At 72.5% G+C, this 21971-nt stretch carries 17 protein-coding genes; 14 read left to right on the forward strand and 3 right to left on the reverse strand.

The features are described from left to right. Positions 1–31 precede the first annotated feature (31 nt). Entirely contained in the window at positions 32–700 is a 669-nt protein-coding gene (locus ASF18_RS07900; protein WP_156649712.1) for a hypothetical protein, read from the reverse strand. Between the two features lie 322 nt (positions 701–1022). Here ASF18_RS07900 and ASF18_RS07905 point away from each other — a divergent pair, with 322 nt between their 5' ends. The 12 genes from ASF18_RS07905 (at position 1023) to ASF18_RS07960 (ending at position 16654) form a co-directional block, all read left to right on the forward strand. Continuing rightward, entirely contained in the window at positions 1023–1610 is a 588-nt protein-coding gene (locus ASF18_RS07905) for an ANTAR domain-containing protein (protein ID WP_056213559.1), read from the forward strand. Positions 1611–1623: 13 nt separating this feature from the next. Beyond that, complete coding sequence (locus ASF18_RS07910; protein WP_056350651.1) at positions 1624–2634, forward strand: CmpA/NrtA family ABC transporter substrate-binding protein; 1011 nt, start codon at positions 1624–1626, stop codon at positions 2632–2634. 409 nt (positions 2635–3043) lie between these two features. Further along, a complete protein-coding gene (locus ASF18_RS07915; RefSeq protein WP_056213563.1) occupies positions 3044–4333 on the forward strand; it encodes a CmpA/NrtA family ABC transporter substrate-binding protein in 1290 nt (429 codons plus the stop codon). Then, positions 4333–5196, forward strand: a complete 864-nt coding sequence (ntrB, locus tag ASF18_RS07920) for a nitrate ABC transporter permease (RefSeq protein WP_056213565.1) — start codon at positions 4333–4335, stop codon at positions 5194–5196. The genes ASF18_RS07915 and ntrB overlap by 1 nt, the downstream gene beginning before the upstream one ends. Positions 5197–5208: 12 nt before the next feature. Next, the gene (locus ASF18_RS07925) at positions 5209–6003 is read left to right on the forward strand and encodes an ABC transporter ATP-binding protein (protein ID WP_056272007.1); all 795 of its coding nucleotides are present in this window, start codon (positions 5209–5211) and stop codon (positions 6001–6003) included. A gap of 17 nt (positions 6004–6020) precedes the next feature. Next, a complete protein-coding gene (locus tag ASF18_RS07930; protein ID WP_056350654.1) occupies positions 6021–7241 on the forward strand; it encodes an FAD-dependent oxidoreductase in 1221 nt (406 codons plus the stop codon). Positions 7242–7252: 11 nt separating this feature from the next. Continuing rightward, positions 7253–9040 (forward strand): NirA family protein, encoded by a 1788-nt coding sequence (locus ASF18_RS07935; protein ID WP_056350656.1) that lies wholly within the window; start codon positions 7253–7255, stop codon positions 9038–9040. Next, positions 9037–10638 (forward strand): sulfite reductase subunit alpha, encoded by a 1602-nt coding sequence (locus tag ASF18_RS07940; RefSeq protein WP_056350657.1) that lies wholly within the window; start codon positions 9037–9039, stop codon positions 10636–10638. Before ASF18_RS07935 ends, ASF18_RS07940 begins: the two co-directional genes overlap by 4 nt. A gap of 117 nt (positions 10639–10755) precedes the next feature. Continuing rightward, the gene (locus ASF18_RS07945; RefSeq protein WP_056350683.1) at positions 10756–13428 is read left to right on the forward strand and encodes a nitrate reductase; all 2673 of its coding nucleotides are present in this window, start codon (positions 10756–10758) and stop codon (positions 13426–13428) included. A gap of 39 nt (positions 13429–13467) precedes the next feature. Next, entirely contained in the window at positions 13468–14961 is a 1494-nt protein-coding gene (gene cysG, locus ASF18_RS07950) for a siroheme synthase CysG (RefSeq protein WP_056350660.1), read from the forward strand. A gap of 106 nt (positions 14962–15067) precedes the next feature. Further along, positions 15068–15649, forward strand: coding sequence for an SCO family protein (locus ASF18_RS07955; protein ID WP_056271995.1), 582 nt, complete (start codon positions 15068–15070; stop codon positions 15647–15649). Positions 15650–15769: 120 nt separating this feature from the next. Continuing rightward, positions 15770–16654 (forward strand): dihydrodipicolinate synthase family protein, encoded by an 885-nt coding sequence (locus tag ASF18_RS07960; protein ID WP_056350662.1) that lies wholly within the window; start codon positions 15770–15772, stop codon positions 16652–16654. 12 nt (positions 16655–16666) lie between these two features. Here ASF18_RS07960 and ASF18_RS07965 read toward each other — a convergent pair whose 3' ends face one another. Further along, a complete protein-coding gene (locus ASF18_RS07965; protein WP_244472626.1) occupies positions 16667–18544 on the reverse strand; it encodes a glycosyltransferase family 2 protein in 1878 nt (625 codons plus the stop codon). A gap of 150 nt (positions 18545–18694) precedes the next feature. Here ASF18_RS07965 and ASF18_RS07970 point away from each other — a divergent pair, with 150 nt between their 5' ends. Then, the gene (locus ASF18_RS07970; RefSeq protein WP_056350686.1) at positions 18695–19513 is read left to right on the forward strand and encodes a transporter substrate-binding domain-containing protein; all 819 of its coding nucleotides are present in this window, start codon (positions 18695–18697) and stop codon (positions 19511–19513) included. Between the two features lie 93 nt (positions 19514–19606). After that, on the forward strand, positions 19607–20458 hold the full coding sequence (locus ASF18_RS07975; RefSeq protein WP_082487223.1) for a glutathione S-transferase family protein: 852 nt from the start codon (positions 19607–19609) through the stop codon (positions 20456–20458). Here the strand turns inward: ASF18_RS07975 and ASF18_RS07980 are convergent. Beyond that, the gene (locus tag ASF18_RS07980) at positions 20417–21598 is read right to left on the reverse strand and encodes an MFS transporter (protein ID WP_156649714.1); all 1182 of its coding nucleotides are present in this window, start codon (positions 21596–21598) and stop codon (positions 20417–20419) included. The genes ASF18_RS07975 and ASF18_RS07980 overlap by 42 nt on opposite strands. Positions 21599–21971: the final 373 nt, after the last annotated feature.

The raw sequence follows: 21971 nt of genomic DNA on the forward strand, positions 1-21971 counted from the left end.
TTTTGCTGGCCCGCCACCGCTTCGAAAGCGTTCAGCGGAGGCGCCCGATCCAACCGGAGACGGCGGCACCGAGGGTTGCGGTCTCCGCGCCGAGGGCCGCGCCCTGGTCGCTCACGAAAGTACCGGCGGCGGCGGTCTTGACGCCCATGAAGGCACCGGCAGCGGCGCTCGCCTGGGTCACCGCGCGGATCGTCGGCGCGAACGGCAGGGCGAGGTCGGGCAAGGTCGCGTCAGGCAGGCCGATCCCGGGCAGCACGCCCTCGTCCCCCTCGGCGGCGGCATGCGAGACCTCGGCCTCGGCCGCGAAGGGCAGGGCCTTCTCGCGAACCTGCGGCGGTCTCGCTGGGGCCTGCGGTGCCCTCTCGGAAACCTGCGGCGCCTTGTCGGTGGTCGGCGCGACCTTGGCGGCTGCAAGGCGCGGATGCTCGAACCCGCGCGGAGCGGCGAGGCGGGCAGGCCGAGGCGCGGTCCTGTGGGCTTGGGCGGCGGGCTCGGCCTGGGCGACGATGACCAGTGGGAACTGGGACTGGAAGGCAAGAGGGGCCGGGATGAAGGGCGCCACCGCCGTCGCCTCCGGTGCGGCAGCCACCGCTGTCGCCGGAACTGAGGCCGGTGCCACAGGGGCCGGCTCGTGGCAGAGATAGGAGGCTGCCCCGAGGATCACCGCCATGGCCAGCGTCGGCAGGAGGGGCGGCGTCACGCCACGCGCGGAACCCGATTCGAACGCCGTCTGATCGGGGGGCGTGCAGCCTGACATCCGGGGCACCTCGCTGTGCGTTTCAGCAACCGGTCCGATCGCCAGCGCCATTAGCCGGGCCGTTTGCGGCGGAACCTGGGCTGTTTCCTCTCCAAACGGTAATGTTTCGCCGGGCATGCGGCTTGCCTTTCCGGTGATGACCCCCCTGTTCCCCGCCTTCCGAACGCCACGCCCGCGCCCACAGCGTCATGTGCCTTGTCATCCCCTCGACCGGCATGCGACCTGCCGGGACCGCCCCAACCCCGATTCGCGTCCCCGGACACCGATGACCGAGCCGACCCTGACCGTCGCCGTGATCGACCCGAGCCGTGCCCGCGCCGCGATCCTCGAGGAGGGCCTCATGGCGGCGGGCTTCACCCGCGTCGTGGTCCTGCCCGACACCGCCGACCTGCCGGCCCGGGTGGCGGCCCTGAACCCGGACGTGGTCGTGATCCACCTGGAGAGCCCGAGCCGGGACATCCTGGAGCAGATGTCGGGCCTGTCCCGACACGTGGAGCGGCCGGTGGCGATGTTCGTCGACCGCTCGGACGTGCCGATGATGCAGGCGGCGATGGATGCGGGCATTTCCGCCTACGTCGTCGACGGATTGCAGCCGCAGCGCATCCGCTCGATCCTCGACGTGGCGATCCTGCGCTTCAACGCCTTCGCGCGGCTGCAACGCGAATTGTCGGAGGCGCGGGGCGAGCTCGCCGACCGCAAGCTCATCGAGCGGGCCAAGGGTATCCTGATGACGGCCAAGGGCCTCTCGGAGGAGGAGGCCTACCGGACGATGCGGCGCAAGGCCATGAACGAGAAGCGGAAAATCGCCGACATCGCCCGCGCCATCGTGACCGCGGCGGATCTCCTGGGATGAGAGGCCTGCCCCGATGAGACTCGCTCTCGGATACGTGCCGCTCATCGACGCGGCGCCCCTGATCGCCGCCGTGGAGGGGGGCTTCACCGCCGCCGAAGGCCTGGCAGTGGACCTCGTCAGTGAGCCCTCCTGGGCGACGCTCCGGGACAAGCTGGCGCTCGGGCACCTCGACGGCGCGCACATGCTGGCGCCCCTCGCCCTCGCCAGCGCCCTCGGCATCAGCGGGCCCGAGACCGACCTGGTGGTGCCCCTCGGGCTCAGCCTCAACGGCAACGCGGTCACGGTCTCGCGCCCGCTCTGGGCAGAGATGGCGCCGGAGGCCGACGATCTCGACTCGATGGCACGCGCGTTTTCCCGTGTCGCACGCGTGCGGGTCACACAGGGTCGACCCCTGACGCTGGGCACCGTGCACCCCTTCTCGTGCCACACCTACCAGCTCCGGATGTTCGCGGCCCGCGGCGGGCTCGACCTCGACGCCGCGACCCGGCTGGTGGTGATCCCGCCGCCCTGGATCGCCCAGGCCCTGCGCTCCGGGCAGATCGACGGGTTCTGCGCCGGCAGCCCCTGGAACAGCGTGTCGGTGGCCGAGGGATACGGCCGCATCGTCGCCCTCGGCTGCGAACTGGCCCCGGACTGCCCGGAAAAGGTGCTGGCGCTGCCAGCCTATGCGGCGGAGACGAGTGCGGCCCTGGTCCGCGCGGTGCGTCGGGCCGGGCGCTGGTGCGCGGCGGCCGAGAACCGGGGCGAGCTGGCGAGCCTGCTCGCCCATCCGAGCCATCTCGGCATCGATCCGGGCCTCGTCCGCCGGGCCCTGGCCGGCACCGTGGTGGTCGATCCGGACGGGACCGAGCGGCCCGCGTCGCGCTTTGTCGTGTTCGGCGCCGCGGCCGAGCGGCCGGTTCCCGACCAGGCCGACTGGCTCCTCGACCAGATGGGACAGGCCGGTCAGATCACGCCCACCCCCGCCCTGTCCGCCCGTGCCCGGGCGATCTACCGGCCCGACCTGTACGCGGCCGCCGGCTGAGAGGCCGCTGCCGCGGGCATCGGCAGGGTGCCCGCGGATTGTGCAGCGCAGCGCGTGGCGCGCAGGCAGGCAGACCGGGCGGCCGATCTCGCGGTCCGGCCTGGTTTCTCGCATCCGCACGGGCTCCGAAACCGAAGGCGGCCGCTGAGACGTTTCTGACAAAGACCTTTGATCGGAACCGGTTGGAGCGCATCCGGGATGCCCGGCATCGCAATGGTCCGGCGGCCGCACCAGACTTGGCACGCCCCGTGCAGAGCATCGGGGGCTCGCCAACGATGACGAGCCTTATCCGTCGGCAGAGCCGCTGACCCGAGTCCCCCACGGAACGCCGATCGTGCGTTCGATGGATGTGCTTGGTCGGCGGCTTTTTCTTTGGCGGATGTCCATGATTGCGAGGGTTTCGGGTTCGATGACTGACGGTGTCCGCAACAACCGCCGTGACCTCCTGAAGGGGGCCGCCGCGACGCTGTCCCTGGCGGCCCTCGCCCGCACGGCCCTGCCGGGGGGCGCCTTCGCGCAGGGGGCCGGCCCCGAGGTGAAGGGCGCCAAGCTCGGGTTCATCGCGCTCACTGACGCGAGCCCGCTCTTCGTGGCCAAGGAGAAGGGCTTCTTCGCCAAGCACGGCATGCCCGACGTCGAGGTGCTCAAGCAGGCGAGCTGGGGCACCACCCGCGACAACCTCGTCCTCGGCTCCGAAGGCAACGGCATCGACGGCGCCCACATCCTGACGCCGATGCCCTACCTGATCTCGGCCGGACGGGTGACGCAGAACAACGTGCCCGTGCCGATGCAGATCCTGGCCCGGCTCAACACCAACGGCCAGTGCATCTCGGTCGCCAAGGAATACCTCGACCAAAAGGTCGCCCTGGACGCGAAGGTGTTCAAGGCGGCGATCGAGAAGAAGAAGGCCTCCGGCAAGTCGGTCAAGGCGGCCATGACCTTCCCGGGCGGCACCCACGACCTCTGGATCCGCTACTGGATGGCCGCCGGCGGCATCGACCCGGACAAGGACATCGAGACCATCGTCGTGCCGCCGCCCCAGATGGTGGCGAACATGAAGGTCGGCACGATGGACTGCTTCTGCGTCGGCGAGCCGTGGAACGCCCAGCTGGTGCAGCAGGGCCTCGGCTACACCGCGCTCACCACCGGCGAGCTCTGGAAGGACCACCCCGAGAAGGCCTTCGCCATGCGGGCCTCCTTCACGGAGAAGTACCCGAACGCCACCAAGGCTTTGCTGATGGCGGTGCTGGAAGCGCAGGCCTGGTGCGACCGGCCCGAGAACAAGGACGAGGTCGCCGCCATCGCGGCCAAACGCCAGTGGATGAACGTCCCGGTCTCGGACGTCGCCGGCCGCATCAAGGGCACGATCGATTACGGCGACGGCCGCGTTGTCGAGAACAGCCCCTTCGTGATGAAGTTCTGGAACGACAACGCCTCGTATCCCTACCAGTCGCACGACCTCTGGTTCCTCACCGAGGACATCCGCTGGGGCAAGTTCGACGCGCAGACCGACACCAAGGCGCTGATCGCCAAGGTGAACCGCGAAGACCTCTGGCGCGAGGCGGCCAAGGCCCTCGGCGTCACCGCGATCCCGGCCTCCACCTCCCGCGGAAAGGAGACCTTCTTCGACGGCAAGGTCTTCGATCCGGCCGATCCCGCCGCCTACCTGTCCAGCCTCGGCATCAAGAGGATCGCGTGATGGCCAACACCACCACCCTCGCGGCCAGCGCCGCCGCCGCGCCGGCCAAGCCGAAGCGGGCGCCCCTCGTCACGATGGCCACCCTGAACACCATCGCCAAGAACCTGATCCCGCCGGTCGTGGTGCTGATCGCGTTCCTGGTGATCTGGGAGATGCTGTGCTCGCGCCCCGGCGCCGGCCTGCCGCCGCCGTCGCGCGTCGTCACCGAGGCCTGGGACATCATCGCCCACCCGTTCTACGACAACGGCGGTACCGACAAGGGTCTGTTCTGGCACATCTCCGCCAGCATCCAGCGCGTCGCCCTCGGCTTCGCCCTGGCCACCGTCGTGGGCATCCTCACCGGCACCCTGATCGGGCAGTCGGAATGGGCCATGCGCGGCCTCGACCCGATCTTCCAGGTCCTGCGCACGATCCCGCCGCTGGCCTGGCTCCCGCTGTCGCTCGCCGCGTTCCGGGACGGACAGCCCTCCGCGATCTTCGTGATCTTCATCACGTCGATCTGGCCGATCATCATCAACACGGCGGTGGGCATCCGGAACATCCCGCAGGACTACCGCAACGTGGCGGCGGTGCTGCGCCTGAACCCGCTGGAGTTCTTCGCCAAGATCATGCTGCCCTCGGCGGCCCCCTACATCTTCACCGGCCTGCGCATCGGCGTCGGCCTGTCCTGGCTCGCCATCGTGGCGGCCGAGATGCTCATCGGCGGCGTCGGCATCGGCTTCTTCATCTGGGACGCGTGGAACTCCTCCCACATCTCCGAGATCATCGTTGCCCTCGTCTATGTCGGGATCATCGGCTTCATCCTCGACCGCTTCGTCGCCTTCGTCGGCACCCTGGTCACCCGCGGCACCGCGACGGCCTGAGGAGGGATTCCCATGAGCTATCTCAGCATCGAGAACGTCGGCATCAGCTTCACCCGCGCGGGCCGCACCAACGAGGTCCTGCGCGACGTCAGCGTGAAGATCGACAAGGGCGAGTTCGTCTCGCTGATCGGGCATTCGGGCTGCGGCAAGTCGACGGTGCTCAACATCGTGGCCGGCCTGCTCAAGGCCTCCACCGGCGGCGTGCTCCTCGAAGGCAAGGAGGTGAACAGCCCCGGCCCGGACCGGGCCGTGGTGTTCCAGAACCACTCGCTCCTGCCCTGGCTCACCGTGCGCGAGAACGTGGCGCTCGCCGTCGACAAGGTCTTCAAGGGCAAGAAGTCGAAGGCCGAGCGCAACGCCTGGATCGACCACAACCTGGCGCTGGTGAACATGACCCACGCCGCCGACCGGCGCCCGAGCGAGATCTCGGGCGGCATGAAGCAGCGCGTCGGCATCGCCCGCGCCCTCGCCATGGAGCCGAAGGTGCTGCTCCTCGACGAGCCCTTCGGGGCCCTGGACGCGCTCACCCGCGCCCATCTCCAGGACTCGCTGATGGACATCCATGCCCGGCTGAAGAACGCCGTGATCATGATCACCCACGACGTCGACGAGGCGGTGCTCCTCTCCGACCGCATCGTGATGATGACCAACGGCCCCTCGGCCACGGTGGGCGAGATCCTGACCGTCGACCTCGAGCGGCCGCGCCGCCGCCTCGATCTCGTGGAGGACGCGACCTACACCCACGCCCGCGCCGAGGTGCTGGAATTCCTCTACGCGCGCCACGCCAAGCCCGCCATCGCGGCCTGACGGACGGATCGCGAGCGATGCGGGAACGGCTGGTGGTGATCGGCAACGGCATGGCGTCGTTGCGCTTCCTGGAGCGCCTGACCGAGCGGGCGCCGGGCCTGTACGACGTCACCGTCGTCGGGGCGGAGCCGCAGGCGGCCTACAACCGCGTGCTGCTCTCCTCGCTGCTGGGCGGCGAGGTCGACGAGGCCGGTTGCGCCTTTCGGGGCCTCGACTGGTACGCCGATCACGGCATCCGCCTGATCACCGGCGCGCCGGTGACCGCGGTCGACCGCGAGAACGGCCTCGTGATCGTCGGCGAGACCCACGTCCTGCCCTTCGACCGGCTCGTGCTCGCGGTGGGCTCCCTGCCGATCCGGTTGGCCAAGCCCGGCATGGACCTGCCCGGCGTGCTGACCTTCCGCGACCTCGCGGACGTGGCCGCCATCCGCCGGGCGGCGGTGGAGCACGCCCGGGCCATCGTGATCGGCGGCGGGCTCCTCGGCCTGGAAGCCGCCGTCGGCCTTGCGCGGCTCGGCGTCGACACCACGCTCCTGCACGTCATGGACCGGCTGATGGAGCGCCAGCTCGACCACGCCGCCGCCGGCCTGGTGAAGCGGGCCATGGAGGCGCGCGGCGTCAGGGTGCTCCTCAAGGCCGACACCGCGTCGGTCGAGGGGGAGGGCCGGGTCGAGCGCCTGATCCTGTCCGACGGCACCGTGCTGCCGGCCGACCTCGTGGTGATGTCGGTGGGCGTGCGGCCCAACGTGGCGCTGGCACAGAATGCCGGGATCGCGACCGCGCGCGGCATCCTGGTGGACGATCGGATGCAGTCGTCGGATGCCCGCATCTCCGCGCTGGGGGAGTGCGCCGAGCACCGGGGCCAGGTCTATGGCCTCGTGGAGCCCGCCTACGAGCAGGCCGAGGCCCTGAGCCGCCACCTCATGGGCGAGGACGCGGCCTATCTCGGCACCGCCCTCTCCACCAGCCTCAAGGTCTCGGGCCTGCCCGTGTTCTCCGCCGGCCAGATCGAGGCGCCGGAGGGGGCCGAGACCGTGCTGATGTCGGATCCCGGCCTCGGCCTCTACCGCAAGCTCGTCGTCGCCGAGGACCGGCTGCTGGGCGCGGTCTTCGTCGGCGACATCGCCGAGCAGGGCTGGTGCAAGGAGCTGATCCGCACCGGCGCCTCGATCGCCGAGCACCGCGACGACCTCCTGTTCGGGCGCCCCGCGCCCGCATCCCAACCCCTCGCAGCGTGAGGAGGCTACCCATGGCCGATGCATTCAACGCCGAGCAGAAGCGCTATCTCGAAGGCTTCGCCTCCGGCATCAGTGCCGCCCGGATGACCGGCGGCCTGGCGCTCGCGCCGGGCGCCGCCGCCCCGGCCGAGCCCACCGGCCCCGACGCGATTCACATCAAGGCGCAGGACGCCACGGTGAAGGCCGGCGGCAAGCTCTGCGAGCAGGAGAAGTGGAAGCGCGCCGAGAACCCCTTCGACGGCCACAACCGCCTCATCGCCGAGGCTCAGACGGGCAAGGCCCCGAAGCCCGAGGACAATTTCCGCTGGCGCTACCACGGGCTGTTCTGGGTGGCCCCGGCCCAGAATTCCTACATGTGCCGGCTGCGCATCCCCAACGGCATCCTGCACCACTGGCAGTTCGCCGGCATCGCGGATCTGGCCGACGCCCATGGCGGCGGGTACAGTCACGTCACCACCCGGGCCAACCTGCAGGTCCGCGAGATCGCCCCCGAGCACGGCCAGCCCTTCCTCGACGGGCTGATCGACCTCGGGCTGACCGCCCGGGGCGCCGGCGCCGACAATATCCGCAACGTCACCGGCTCGCCGGTGGCCGGCATCGATGCGCAGGAACTCCTCGACACGCGGCCGCTCGCCAAGTCCTGGCACAACCACATCCTCAACGACCGCTCGCTGTTCGGCCTGCCGCGCAAGTTCAACGTCGCCTTCGACGGCGGCGGCGTGATGCCGGTGCTGGAGGAGACCAACGACATCGGCTTCCAGGCCGTGCGGGTGGGGGAGGGCGCGAGCGTCGCGCCGGGCATCTGGATGCGCCTCGTACTGGGCGGCATCTCGGGCCACCGGGACCTCGCCCGCGACACCGGCGTCGTGCTGCGGCCGGAGGATTGCAACAAGGTCGCCGACGCCATCCTGCGCGTCTTCATCCAGAACGGCGACCGCACCAACCGCAACAAGAGCCGGATGAAGTACGTCCTCGACGCCTGGGGCTTCGACAAGTACCTCGCCGCCGTCGAGGCGGTGCTGGGGACCACGCTCGACCGGGTCGACCCGGCCCACATCGCCCCGCGCGGGCCCATGGACCGCTTCGCCCATGTGGGCGTGCACCGGCAGGTCCAGGACGGCCTGAACTGGGTCGGCGTGATCCTGCCCGTCGGCAAGATGACCACCGACGAGATGCGCGCCCTGGCGGCGATCGCGTCCGAGTGCGGCGACGGCGCCATCCGCATGACCGTCTGGCAGAATTTCCTGTTTTCCGGCGTGCCCGACGCCAGGGTGGCGGAGGTCCGCGCCCGCGTGGCGGCCCTCGGCCTCACCACCGAAGCGTCGAGCATCCGTGCCGGCCTCGTCGCCTGCACGGGCAACCGCGGCTGCAAGTTCGCCGCCTCCGACACCAAGGGCCACGCCCTCGTCATCGCCGACCACATCGAGGCGAACCTGACGGAGCTCGACGTTCCGGTGAACGTCCACCTCACCGGCTGCCACCACTCCTGCGCCCAGCACTACATCGGCGACATCGGGCTCATCGGCGCCAAGGTCGTGGTCTCGGAGGAGGGCGATACGGTCGAGGGCTACGACATCGTGGTCGGCGGCGGCTTCGGCGACAGCCCGAAGATCGGCACCGAGATCTGGAAGGCCGTGCGGGCCGAGGATTGCCCGGCCCGCATCGAGGCGCTGCTGCGCAGCTACCTCGCCCGGCGCATCGGCCCGGAGGAGAGCTTCCAGGCCTTCACCGCCCGCACCGGCCCCGAGTCGCTGCGCCACATCGCCGAAGAGCAACCCGTCCTGAAGGCCGCCGCATGAGCGAGCACGTCACGCCCCCCCTGGTCCTCATCCCCGAGACCGCCCCGTTCGACCCGGACCAGCGCGCCTGGCTCTCGGGCTACTTCGCCGCCCTGCTCGGCCCCGCGGTGGAGGGCGCCACGGCCCTCGCGTCCGGCGAAGCGCCCGGCGGCGCGCAACAACTCGCGGACAACGACGACGCGCCCTGGCACGATCCCTCGCTGCCGCTGCCCGAGCGGATGGCGATGGCGAAGGAACGGCCCGAGCCGCAGAAGCTGATGGCCGCCATGGCGCAGCAGGATTGCGGCCAGTGCGGCTACAACTGCGCCGACTACGCCAACGCGATCTTCCTCAAGAACGAGGAGCGCCTGAACCTGTGCCAGCCCGGCGGCAAGGACACGCTCCGGATGCTGAAGAAGCTCGAGGAGGAGTTCGGGGCCGGCGGCGGCGCCGCGCCGAAGACGTCCGAGGACGCCGCCCCCAAGGCCGCTCCCGCGCTCGGCCCCCTCGGCTACTGCCGGGAGAACCCCGTGGAGGCGACCTTCGTCTCGCGCACCCGCCTCAACGCACCGGGGGGCGAGAAGGAGACCTGGCACGTCGAGATCGACCTCACCGGCACCCCGATCGACTACGTGGTCGGCGATTCCCTCGGTCTGTTCCCCGCCAACGCCCCGGCCCTGGTCGATGCGGTGATCGCCGAGCTCGGCGCCCGGCCCGAGCGCCGGATCGGGGCCAAGACCCTGCGCGACCGGCTGTTGACCGACTACGCCCTGGGCGGCGCGCCGGACGGGCTTTACCAGCTCCTCTCGCTGCTCACCGCGGGCGAGGCCCGCCGGAAGGCGCAGGCGCTGGCCGCCGGCGAGGACCCGGACGGCGACGCCGCCCATCTCGACGTGCTGGGCGCCCTCCACAAGTTCCCCGGCGCGCGCCCCGACGCGGAGGTGTTCCTGGAGGCGCTGGACGAGCTGCAGCCGCGGCTCTACTCGATTTCGTCCTCGCCGAAGGCCGATCCGGGCCGGGTCTCGCTCACCGTCGACGCGGTGCGCTACAGCCACCGCTCGCGCCTGCGCCTCGGCGTGGCCTCGACCCATCTCGGCGAGCGCATCCCCGAGGGCATGCGGGTCAAGGTCTACCTGCAGAAGGCGCACGGCTTCGCCCTGCCGGAGGATCTCTCGAAGGACGTCATCATGGTCGGGCCCGGCACCGGCATCGCGCCGTTCCGCGCCTTCCTGCGCGAGCGCGACGCGACGGCAGCGCCGGGGCGCAACTGGCTGTTCTACGGCCACCAGCGCCAAGCCTCCGACTTCTTCTACAAGGACGAGCTCAACGCCCTGAAGGACCGCAAGGTGCTCACCCGGCTGTCGCTGGCCTGGTCCCGCGACGGCGCCGAGAAGACCTACGTCCAGGACCGCATGCGCGAGACCGGCGCGGAGCTGTGGACGTGGCTCGAGGGCGGCGCGCATTTCTACGTCTGCGGCGATGCCAAGCGCATGGCCAAGGACGTGGAGCGGGCGATCATCGACGTCGCCGGCCAGTTCGGGGGCAAGAACCCCGACGAGGCCGTGGCCTACCTCGCCCACCTCAAGAAGACCGGCCGCTACCAGGCCGACGTGTACTGAGGCGCAGCCCCTCCCCCTCGCGGGAGGACGGGCGCGGAGGGGGTGGACGAGGCCCCGCCCCGCGCCCCCCGACCCTTGCTCCACGCCACGACCCCGCTCTCCGCCGAGGATTCCGCCATGACCGCGCACGTCCAGGCACCGGCCGCCCCTGTCAAGACCACCTGCCCCTATTGCGGCGTCGGCTGCGGGGTGGTCGCCACGCCGGACGGGCAGGGCGGCGCGGGAATCGCCGGCGACACCGCGCACCCGGCCAATTTCGGCCGGCTCTGCTCCAAGGGCTCGGCGCTGGGCGAGACGCTCTCCCTCGACAACCGCCTGCTTCACCCGCAGGTGGACGGCGTCCGGGCGAGCTGGGAATCGGCGCTCGGCACCGTGGCGGGGTCCCTGCGCCGGATCGCCGAAAAGCACGGGCCGGACGCGATCGCGTTCTACCTCTCGGGCCAGTTGCTGACCGAGGACTACTACGTCGCCAACAAGCTCGCGAAGGGCTTCCTCGGCACCCCGCACGTCGACACCAACTCGCGCCTGTGCATGTCGAGCGCGGTGGCCGCCCACCGGCGCGCCTTCGGCTCGGACACCGTGCCGGGCTGCTACGAGGACCTGGAGGAGGCCGACCTCATCGTCCTGGTGGGCTCGAACACCGCCTGGTGCCACCCGATCCTGTTCCGCCGCATGATCGACGCGCGGGCGAAACGCGGCACCAAGCTGGTGGTGATCGACCCCCGCCGCACCCAGACCGGCGCGGAGGCCGACCTCTTCCTCGGCCTGAAGGCCGGCACCGACACTGCCCTGTTCTCCGGCCTGCTGGTGCACCTCGCCAGCACCGGCTCCCTGGACTACCGTTTCGTCCTCGACCACACGAGCGGCTTCGACGGCGCCCTGGAGCGGGCGCGCGCCATCGCGCCGACGATTCCCGCCACCGCCGCCGCCACGGGCCTGTCGGAAGCCGACGTGGCCCGGTTCTTCGAGCTCTTCGCGCGGACGAAGCGCGTCGTCACCGCCTTCTCGCAGGGGGTGAACCAGTCGGCGCAGGGCACCGACAAGGGCAACGCGATCATCAACTGCCACCTCGCCACCGGCCGCATCGGCCTGCCCGGCGCGGGGCCGTTCTCCCTCACCGGCCAGCCCAACGCCATGGGCGGGCGCGAGGTCGGGGGCCTGGCCAACATGCTGGCCGCCCACATGCACTTCACCCCCGAGGAGGTGGACCGGGTCCGCCGCTTCTGGTCGGCGCCCAACATCATCACGGGCGAGGGCATGAAGGCGGTCGCCCTGTTCGAGGCGATCGAGCGCGGCAAGATCAAGGCCCTCTGGGTGATGGGCACCAACCCGATCGTGTCGATGCCCCGCGCCGACCGCATCCGCGCGAGCCTGAAGGCCCTCGACCTCTACGTCGTCTCGGAGGCGGTGGCCGACAGCGACAGCGCCCGGGCGACGGGACGCCGGACCGTGCTGCTCCCGGCCCTGGCCTGGGGCGAGAAGGACGGCACGGTGACGAATTCCGAGCGCCGGATCTCGCGCCAGCGCAGCTTCCTGAGACCGCCCGGCGAGGCCCGGGCCGACTGGCAAATCATCTGCGACGTCGCCAAGCGCCTCGGCCACGGCGAGGCTTTCGCCTATTCGGGCACCGCCGCGATCTTCCGGGAGCACGCCGGCCTCTCGGCCTTCGAGAACAACGGCACCCGCGACTTCGACCTCGGGGCCGTCAGCGACCTGGCCGACGCGGCCTACGCCACGACCGCCCCGCTGCAATGGCCGCTGCCGAAGCGCGGCAAGGCGCGCGCCCGGCTCTTCGCCGACGGCCAGTTCTACACCTTCGACAAGCGCGCCCGCTTCGTGGCCGTGCAGACCCCGACGCTCGCCGAAGGCGTGAGCGAGGCCTATCCCCTCGTCCTCAACACCGGCCGGGTCCGCGACCACTGGCACACGATGACGCGGACGGGAAAGAGCCCCCGCCTCTCGGCCCACCGCGCGGTGCCCTTCGTGGAGATCCACCCGGACGATGCCGCCGCCCTCGGTCTGAAGGACGGGGACCTCGCCCGCCTCAGCACGCCGCACGGCAGCGCGACCCTGGAGGCGATGGTCACCGACGCGGTGCGGACCGGCGACCTGTTCGCCGCCTTCCACTGGAGCGCCGCCACCGCCTCGGATGCCCGCGTCGGCGCCCTGGTACGCGGCGTGCCCGATCCGGTCTCGGGCCAGCCCGAGCTGAAGGCGACCCCGGTCGGCCTCGCGCCGGTGCCCTATCGCAACCGGGGCTTCCTGCTGACCCGCGGCGAGCACACCCTGCCGGGAGGCTGGTGGTGGGCGCGGGCCACGATCGCCGGTGGCTCCGGGCTGCAATTCGCCACGCAGGAGAGCTCCCGCGCCGTGGCGCTGATGATGCGCGGCCTGTTCCAGGGCCACGAGCTCGCCGAATACGCCGACCACGCCCGCGGACGCTACCGCTGCGCCGTCTACGAGGCCGGCCGCCTCGTCGCCTGCCTGGCGCTGGGCCCCGCCGAGGCCCGCCCGGGCTGGGACGAGGCCAAGGCGCTGTTCGCGGACCCGGAGCCCGCGCCCTCGGCCCGACGCGCCCTCCTGACGGGCCGCGCCGAGACGGCCTCGGCCGGTCCCACCGTCTGTGCCTGCCACGGGGTCGGCCTCGACGTCATCACGGGGGCCATCGCCGCGGGGGCCGGCACCGTCGAGGCGGTGGGCGCCGCCTGCAAGGCCGGCACGAATTGCGGCTCGTGCATCCCCGAGATCCGCAAGCTGCTGCCCGAGGCGCTTGCGCGCAACGCCGCATAGGCTCACTTTCGGCCGAATCGACACCCATCTCCGAGCCTCATGAGCACGCCCCGCATCCCCCGTGAAACCCGGCCCGCCGGCACCGAATCAACGCGCGGCGGAGCCCCGGCCGGCCTGGAGCCCTTGGCCGTCCTGCCGGTCTTCGTGCCGCTGCAGGGCAAACGCGCGGTGCTGGCCGGCTCCAATGGCGGTGCGCCCTGGAAGGTGAAGCTGCTCGCCGCCGCCGGGGCCCACGTGGACGTCTATGCGCCCGAGCCCAGCGACGAGCTGCGCGCGGTGCCGGGCGAGATCGTCGCGGGCTCCGTCACCCTGCACGAGCGCCAGTGGCAGGCCGACGACCTTTCGGGGTCCGCCTTCTGCATCGGCGCCATGGAGGACGAGGACGACTGCATCGCCTTCGTGGCCGCCGCCCGGACGACCGGCGCCATCGTCAACGCGGTCGACCGGCCCCATCTCTGCGACGTGAAGTTCGGCGCCATCGTCAACCGCTCGCCCATGGTGGTGGGCATCTCGACAGAGGGCGCCGCCCCGGTCTTCGGCCAGACCGTGCGGGCCCGGATCGAGGGCATGCTGCCGCGCGGGTTCAAGGCCTGGATCGGCGCCGCCCGCGACTGGCGCGAGGAGGTCACGAGCCGCTTCCACGGCTTCTCGGACCGCCGCGCCTTCTGGGAGCGTTTCACGGATCGGGCCTTCGCGGAGCCCGACCGGGTGCCGACGGACCGGGACCTCGCCGAGCTCCTGGGGCAGACCGAGGCCGCGCCGAAGGGCGGGGCCGTGACCCTCGTCGGCGCCGGCCCGGGGGACGCCGAGCTCCTCACCCTCAAGGCCCTGCGCGCTTTGCGCAACGCCGACGTCATCCTGTACGACGATCTCGTGGCGCCGGAGATCCTCGACTATGCCCGCCGCGAGGCCCGCACCATGCTGGTGGGCAAGACTGGGCACGGCCCGTCCTGCCGGCAGGACGACATCAACGCGCTGATGGTGCAGCTCGCCAAGTCCGGCAAGCAGGTGGTGCGCCTGAAATCCGGCGACCCCCTGGTGTTCGGCCGGGCCGGTGAGGAGATCGATGCCTGCCGGGCCGCCGGCATTCCCGTCAGCGTGGTGCCGGGTGTCTCCGCGGCGCAAGGGGCGGCGGCCTCGCTTTGCGTCTCGCTGACCCACCGCGACGCGGCGCGACGGCTGCAATACGTCACCGGTCACGACCGGCGCGGGGCCCTGCCCGAGGACCTGAACTGGGGCGCGCTGGCCGATCCGAGCGTCACCACCGTGGTCTACATGCCCAAGAAGACCCTCGGGGTGCTGCTGGAGCGGGCGATCGCCGAGGGCCTCGCCCCCGCGACTCCGGCCCTTCTCGTCTTCAACGCCACCCGCCCGAACCAGCAGGTGGTGGAGGGCACGGCCCAGGATCTCGCGACCCGGGTCGAGGCCGCCGGCCTCGACGGTCCGGCGCTTCTCATGGTGGGCGACGCCCTGCGCCGCGGGGACGCCGAGGCGGCGATCGCCGCGATCGAGCCGGACAAGCTCGCCATCTGAGGCAGGACCAGCCGGGCGACGTTTGGTGGCGACGGTTTGGTGGATTGCCCGGGGGCGGCGCCTGTGGTCTGAAGCCGCCACATCCCTGGATCGCAAGGCCGTTCCCATGCGTCGCACGCTCCTGCCCCTCCTCGCCTTCGCGATCGGCCTCGTGGGGCTCTGCGTCGCGGCCTTCGTGGTGCTGGCGCCCAAGACCCAGGAGGGCGGGACGAGCAGTGTCGGCGGCCCCTTCATCCTGACCAACCAGGACGGGCAGCGCGTCACCGAGCGCGATTATGCGGGCCGGACGCATCTCGTGTTCTTCGGCTTCACCCACTGCCCCGACGTGTGCCCGACCACGCTGCAGCAGATCGGCGACGTGCTCCAGGCCCTCGGACCGAAGGGCCAGGACGTGCGCGCCCTGTTCATCGCCGTCGATCCCGAGCGCGACACGCCCGCGGCCCTGAAGACCTACCTGGCGAGCTTCGACCCGCGCATCGTCGGCCTGACCGGCTCGCCGGAGGAGGTGAGCGCGGCGGTGAAGGCCTACCGGGCCTATGTCCGCAAGGTGCCGACCAAGGACGGCGACTACACGATGGAGCACACCGCCCTGGTCTACGTGATGAACGGCCAGAACCGCTTCCTCAACGCGCTCAATCTCGCCCGCCCGCCCCAGGAGGCGGCGGCCGAGCTCGCCAAGATGCTTTAGGTACGCAGGTGCTGTAGGCACGAGGCTGTCAGGATCGCGTGGCGCCGCGGGGCGCCGGGCCGTCGACCCTGACGACGACGGGAGCCGGTGCCTCCCCGAAGCGTCCGCCCCGGAGCGACCATGACCGTCCTGTCGGCCTTCCCGATCACACCCTCGAACGCCGACGGCCAGGTGGACCTCGGCGCCTTGCAGGCTCTCCTGCAGCCCCTGGTCGCGGCCGGGGTCGGCTCGATCGGCCTGCTGGGCAGTACCGGCGCCTATCCGTTCCTGGCGCGCCACCAGCGCCGCCGGGCCGTGGAGGCCGCCGTCGCGGCGGTGGCGGGCCGCGTACCGGTCCTCGTCGGGGTCGGCGCCCTGCGCACCGACGAGGCGGTGCGGATGGCCCAGGACGCCAAGGGCGCCGGGGCCGAGGGCGGGCTCCTGGCGGCGATGTCCTACACGCCGCTCACCGAGGATGAGGTCTTCGTGCATTGCGAGACGGTGGCGCGGGAATCCGGCCTGCCGCTCTGCCTCTACGACAATCCGGGCACCACCCATTTCCGGTTCACCCCGGCCCTCGTCGGCCGCCTCGCCCGGGTTCCGGGCATCGTCGCGATCAAGAGCCCGGCGCCGGAGCCGGGCGGGGCGGCGGAGCATCTCGGCGCGCTGCGCGCGGTGGTGCCGGCCGGGTTCTCCCTTGGCTACAGCGGCGACTGGAACGCGCTCGCGGCCCTGCTGGCGGGGGGCGAGGCCTGGTACAGCGTCGTCGCCGGGCTGTTCCCGCGGCCCGCCCTGGCGATCGTCCGGGCCGTCGAGGCCGGCGACACCGCCGAGGCGCAGCGCCTGAACGCCCGGCTCGCGCCGCTCTGGGACCTGTTCCGGACCTATTCGAGCCTGCGGGTGATCTATGCCTGCGCCGATCTTCTCGGCCTCTGCCGCGCGGCGCCGCCGCGGCCGATCCTGCCGCTGGAGGGGGAGGCGCGCCGGCGGGTGGCCGACACCCTCGCGGCGCTGGAGCTCGGCTGAGCCGGACCGCCCTCACTGCGGGCGCAGGGCGCCGCTGCGGGAGGTGCGGGCGAGGCCGTGCTCGGTCTTGTTCCAGCGGTTCGGTGCGCGGACGAGCTCGTACAGCCCCGACCAGGCGGCGAGGCTGATGAGCAGGAAGTAGACCGGCATCCCCGGCACGGTGGTCAGGAGGTCGAACCAGCCGCGCCGGACGCAGCCGAGGGCCGCCGGCAGCAGCATCGCGAGCAAGCCGGCGACGAACAGGGTGACGGAGGCGCCGGTGGGGAGGTTCGCCCAGAACCCGCCCTGGGCCGGGGACCCGTTCCACGCGAAGGCCGCGAAGTCGTAGGCCGCCCGGCCCATCAGGAACGGGTAGGCGAGGGCGGAGATCACCGTCCCGGGCACCAGGGCGACGGCGCAGAGGGTGCCGAGGGGGCCCAGCTGCCGAAGCGTCCGGCGGGGGGCGCGGGCGTGGGCGTGGGTGAGGCTGGTCTGCAGGAATCCCTTCATCCAGCGGGTGCGCTGGTGCAGCCAGGGCCGGACCGCGCGCGGCGCCTCCTCCAGGGTGTCGCTGCGCAGGTCGCCCACGCGGTAGCCCGCCCGCGCCAGGCGGATGCCGAGGTCGGCATCCTCGGTGACGTTCCACGCGTCCCAGCCGTGGAGTTCGCGCAGGACGCCGGTGCGAAAATGCGTCGAGGTGCCCCCGAGGGGAATCGGCACGCGCCAGGAGGCGAGGGCCGGGATCAGGACGTCGAAGAGGGCGGCGTACTCGATGGCGAAGCAGCGCGTCAGGCGTCCGTCGTCCATGTTGTCGATGACGAGGCGGCCCTGGAGGCAGGCCGTGATGCGGGAGGCGCGGGCGAAGCGGGTGGCCGCCGCGCGGAGCTGACCCGGGTCGGGCACGTCCTCGGCGTCGTAGACCACGAGGCAGGCCCCGCGGGCCAGGGGCAGGGCGGCGTTGAGGGCGCGCGGCTTGGTCCGAGGCAGGCCCGCCGGCACCCGGACGATCTCGAACCGGGCCGGAAGCGCCGCCGTCGCCAGGGCCGCGTCGGTCTCGCGGTCGTCGGCCTCGATCACCAGCTTGATGTCGAGCTTGGCCGCCGGGTAGTCGAAGCGCGACAGGGCCGCCACGAGCCGTGGCACGACCGGAGCCTCGCGGTGCAGCGCCACCAGCACCGTGTAGACCGGCAGGGCAGTGTCCGGCAGCGCCGCCTCGGGCGGCCGGTCCGCCTCGACGCTGACGGCGGCGATGCGGACCGTGACCATGACGAGGAAGCCGAGCTGCATCAGGGTCCAGGCGCCGACTAGCACGGGGGCGGGGAGGAACGCCGCGGCAATGCCGACGGCCCCGAGGACAAGGCCCGCGATGGCGAGGTGCGGCCCCTGCGTGTCCGCCCCCAGCGCCCAGTCGGGCCGGTGGCGCTGGAGCGTATCGGCGGCGGCCGCCGCGATGCCCACCGGGTTGGCGGCGAACGCCGCCGCCTGCAGGGCCCGCGGCGTGGTGATGGCCGCGCGCGTACCCGTCCGCAGCAGCGCGGCGATGGCAGCCCCGCGCGGGGCGCGGACCGTGGCGGGCCCCGGGGCCATCAGGGGCGCGACCCCGGCCACGAGGCTGTCGGGATACCGGGTGCCCTCGCCGAGGCGCAGGTCGCCGGCCAGGAACGGGACGCCGAGGGCGGCGGCGAGGCCGCGGTAATAGGCCTCCTCGGTGATCAGGTCGGCGTGAATCAGGGCCGCGGCGGCATCGGTGCCGCAGGTTCGCGCCAGAGCGGCGGCCCGCGCCAGGCGGCCCGCATCGAAGCCCTGGCGCGCGAGGAACGCGATCTCGGGCGGCAGGGGTTCGGGCGGCAAGGGGTCAGACAGCAGGGGCGCGGTCCGGCCGTCGGGTGTGCTGAAACCGCGAAGCGACACCGTACGCGACCTCCCGGCGGCCCGTGGATGTGCTAGGGAAGGGCCGTGAGCCAGTCCGTTTCCAAGCGCAACCCGCGCGCCACGATTGCAACTTCCGCGTTTGCCGGCCGAAAGGCAAGGCGGCGTCGGGGCCGGGCGGCGGCTTGTGCACTGGCGGCGGCCGTGTGCGGCCTCGGCCCCGCTCCGGCGGCCCGTGCCGAGGGCGTGACGATCCCCAACTTCTGGAACCCGCGCGCCCGCCAGGAGCGCATGGAAACCCAGCCGAGCGCGCGCACGGTCCGCTTCCTCACCGACGACGACTTCCCGCCCCTGCACTTCGCCGGCCCCGACGGCACGCCCACCGGCTTCGTGGTGGAGCTCGCCCGCGCGGTCTGCGAGCGCCTGGCCATGACCTGCACGGTTCAGGCCCGGCGCTTCGACACCCTCCTCGACGCCCTGGCCGAACGGCAGGGGGACGTGGTCGCCGCGGCGATCCCCCTGACGCCGGCCCTGCGCGCCCGCTTCCTCGCCACGCGCCCCTATTTCCGCTGGCCGGCCCGCTTCGCCGCCCGCACCGACAAGGGCCTCCCCGCCCCCTCGGCGACCGCCCTGGCGGATCGGAGCGTCGGCGTGGTCGGCGGCACCGCCCACGCGGCCTATCTGAAGGCGTTCTTCCCCAAGGCCGCCGCCAAGGACTTCACCGACCTCGCCACCGCCGAGGGCGCCCTGCGCCGGGGCGAGGTCGACTACGTCTTCGCCGACGGCCTCAACCTCGCCCTCTGGATCGGCGGCGTCGAGGCCACGGGCTGCTGCGCCTTCACGGGCGGCGACTACCTCGAGAACCGCTACTTCGGCGAGGGCATCGGCCTCGTCACCCGCTCCGACGACCCGGCCCTGTCGCGGGCGCTCGACGACGCGCTCCAGCGCCTCTGGGACGAGGGGAAATACGCCGAGCTGTACCTGCGGTTCTTCCCGGTGAGCCCGTTCTAGGAACCGGCGCGCCGATCCCGCAGCCCGGCCCTCTGCCCGAGGCGACCGGGCGTTGAGGCGGGCCGCATCCCGCGCACCGAGGAGCCTTCCACCATGCTGCTCTACGAGCACCCGCTCTCGTCCTACGCCCAGAAGATCAAGATCGCGCTGCGCGAGAAGGGCGTGCCGTTCACGGCGGAGCTTCCCGAGAGCTTCGGCACGGGACGGGACGCGGGGCCCTTCGCGGCCGCCAATCCCCGCACCGAGGTGCCGGTGCTCCTCGACGGGGACGTGACGCTGTTCGAATCCACGGTGATCCTCGAATACGTCGAGGAGCGCTGGCCGGAGCCGCCCCTGCTGCCGGCCGAGCCCGCGGCGCGGGCCTTCGCACGGCTCACCGAGGAGGTCTGCGACACCCAGTACGAGGCGGTGAACTGGGGGTTCGGCGAGGTGCTGTGGTTCCGCCGGGCCACCGGAGACCTCGCCGCGCACCTGCGCGCCCAGGCGGCGGCGCAGACGGCGGTGCTCCAGGGCTGGCTGTCGGAGCGCCTCGGCGCGGCCGCGTGGTTCGGCGGTGCGGGCTTCGGCTGGGCCGACGCGGCGGCGGCCCCGATGGTCAACCGCTCGGTGCATTACGGCCTCGGGCCGGCGCCGGGGACCCCGCTCGCCCGCTGGCACGCCCGGGTGAGTGCGCGCCCCGCGGTGGCGGCGACCTTCGCCGAGTTCGACGCGGCCGCCGCCCGGATGGCCGAGGCCCCCGACCTCTACACTTCCGGCGGACGCCGCCGCGAATACCGCGACCATCGCCTCGACTGGATGATCCGGTCGGGCGGCATCGAGGTCGTGCTCGCCGGCCTGCGCGACGGCAACGTCCGCTTCTCCTGGCCGCCCCCCTGGCCGAACCCGTCCCCGGGTGATCGCCCCTCAGAGGCGCAGGCGCCCGGCACCGGCCGCGACCGCGAGTAGGAGGGCGGCCACCGCGAGGAAGGCCAGGGTCAGGCTGGTGGCATGGGCGAGGAGCCCGATCGCGGCGGGGCCGGCGAGCACCCCGGCATAGCCCAGCGTGGTCACGGCCGGGATCGCGAGGGCGGCGGGCACGGTCTCCTGCCGGCCGGCGGCGGTGAACAGCACCGGCACGATGTTGGCGCAGCCCGCCCCCACCAGGGCGTAGCCGAGGAGCGTCGCCGGCCAGAGCGGCACCGCCGTCGCGAGGCCGAGCCCGGCGGCGGCGAGGAGCGCGCCCAGGACGACGATGCGGCGGCGGCCGATCCGGCGCACGAGGGCGTCGCCGGTGAGGCGGCCCGCCGTCATGGTCAGCGAGAAGGCCGCGTAGCCGAGGCCGGCCCAGGCCGGATCGAGGCCGCGCTCCTGGATCAGGAAGACGCCGCTCCAGTCGAGGGCCGAGCCCTCCGTGAGGAAGACCACGAAGCACAACAGACCGATGCCGAGCACGGGGCCGCGCGGCAGGGCGAAGGCCGGGCCGCCGGGAGCCTCCGCCACCGCCGGCAGGATGCCGGGCAGGGCCACGAGGAAGGCGGCCGCCATGCCGGCGACCACCCCCAGGGTCGCGGCCGCCGGCGTCAGGCCGAGGCTCAGGAGCGCGCTGAAGCCGGCGGCCCCCAGGATGCAGCCGAGGCTGTAGAGGCCGTGGAAGCCCGACATCATCGGGCGCTCCGCCCGGCGCTCCACCGCCACCGCCTGAAGGTTCATGAGGCAGTCGAGCAGGCCGAGGCCGATGCCGAGGCCGGTGAGGGCGGCGGCGAGGACGGGCAGGCCGGCGGCGCGGGAGAGCACCATCAGGGCCGTTCCGGTGACGAACACGGCGACCGCCAGCACGGGGCGGGTGCCGAAGCGACCCGCCAGGGCGCCCGCCACCGGCATGGTGGCCAGGGAGCCGATGCCGAGGCAGAGGAGGAGCAGGCCCAGCCGGCCGTCATCCAGGCCCGCCCGCGCCTTCACGAGGGGCACCAGGGGCGCCCAGGCCGCGACGCCGAAGCCGACGATGAGGAACAGGAGCCGGGTGGCGCGCGTCTCGGCGGGGCGGGCCGCCCGCGTGATCTTCGATCTCGCCGGGACGGAGCGCGCGGGCATGGAGCGGACCGACATGGAGCCTTTCGGGTGCGCCGGACGGGGCCGTGCAACGGAACGGGACGGTGTCTCGCAGACACCCGCGGCGATGGTGTGAAGCCGGACGGCGCCGGGAACACGTCAGACCCGCGGCCGGTGCATCGGCCGCTGCGCCCGCCACCGCCGTTGCGCGGCCCGGCGGGAACGAAGGCGCAGGACCTGCGGGATCCTCTCGCCATCGCGGCCGTCAGCGCCCGCCGTCGGGTGCCCGTCTCGAGTCCGTCGGAATGCCGCTGCCGGCATCGAGGTTCGCGTCGACGCAGCTCCGGCCGGGAGGGGGGAGGGCGTCAGGTGCGACAGCACGGCAAGCCCGAGGGGACACGGGCGCGGCATGAGACGCTCGGGACTGGAA

Source organism: Methylobacterium sp. Leaf89 (genome assembly GCF_001422215.1).
GTDB lineage: Bacteria > Pseudomonadota > Alphaproteobacteria > Rhizobiales > Beijerinckiaceae > Methylobacterium.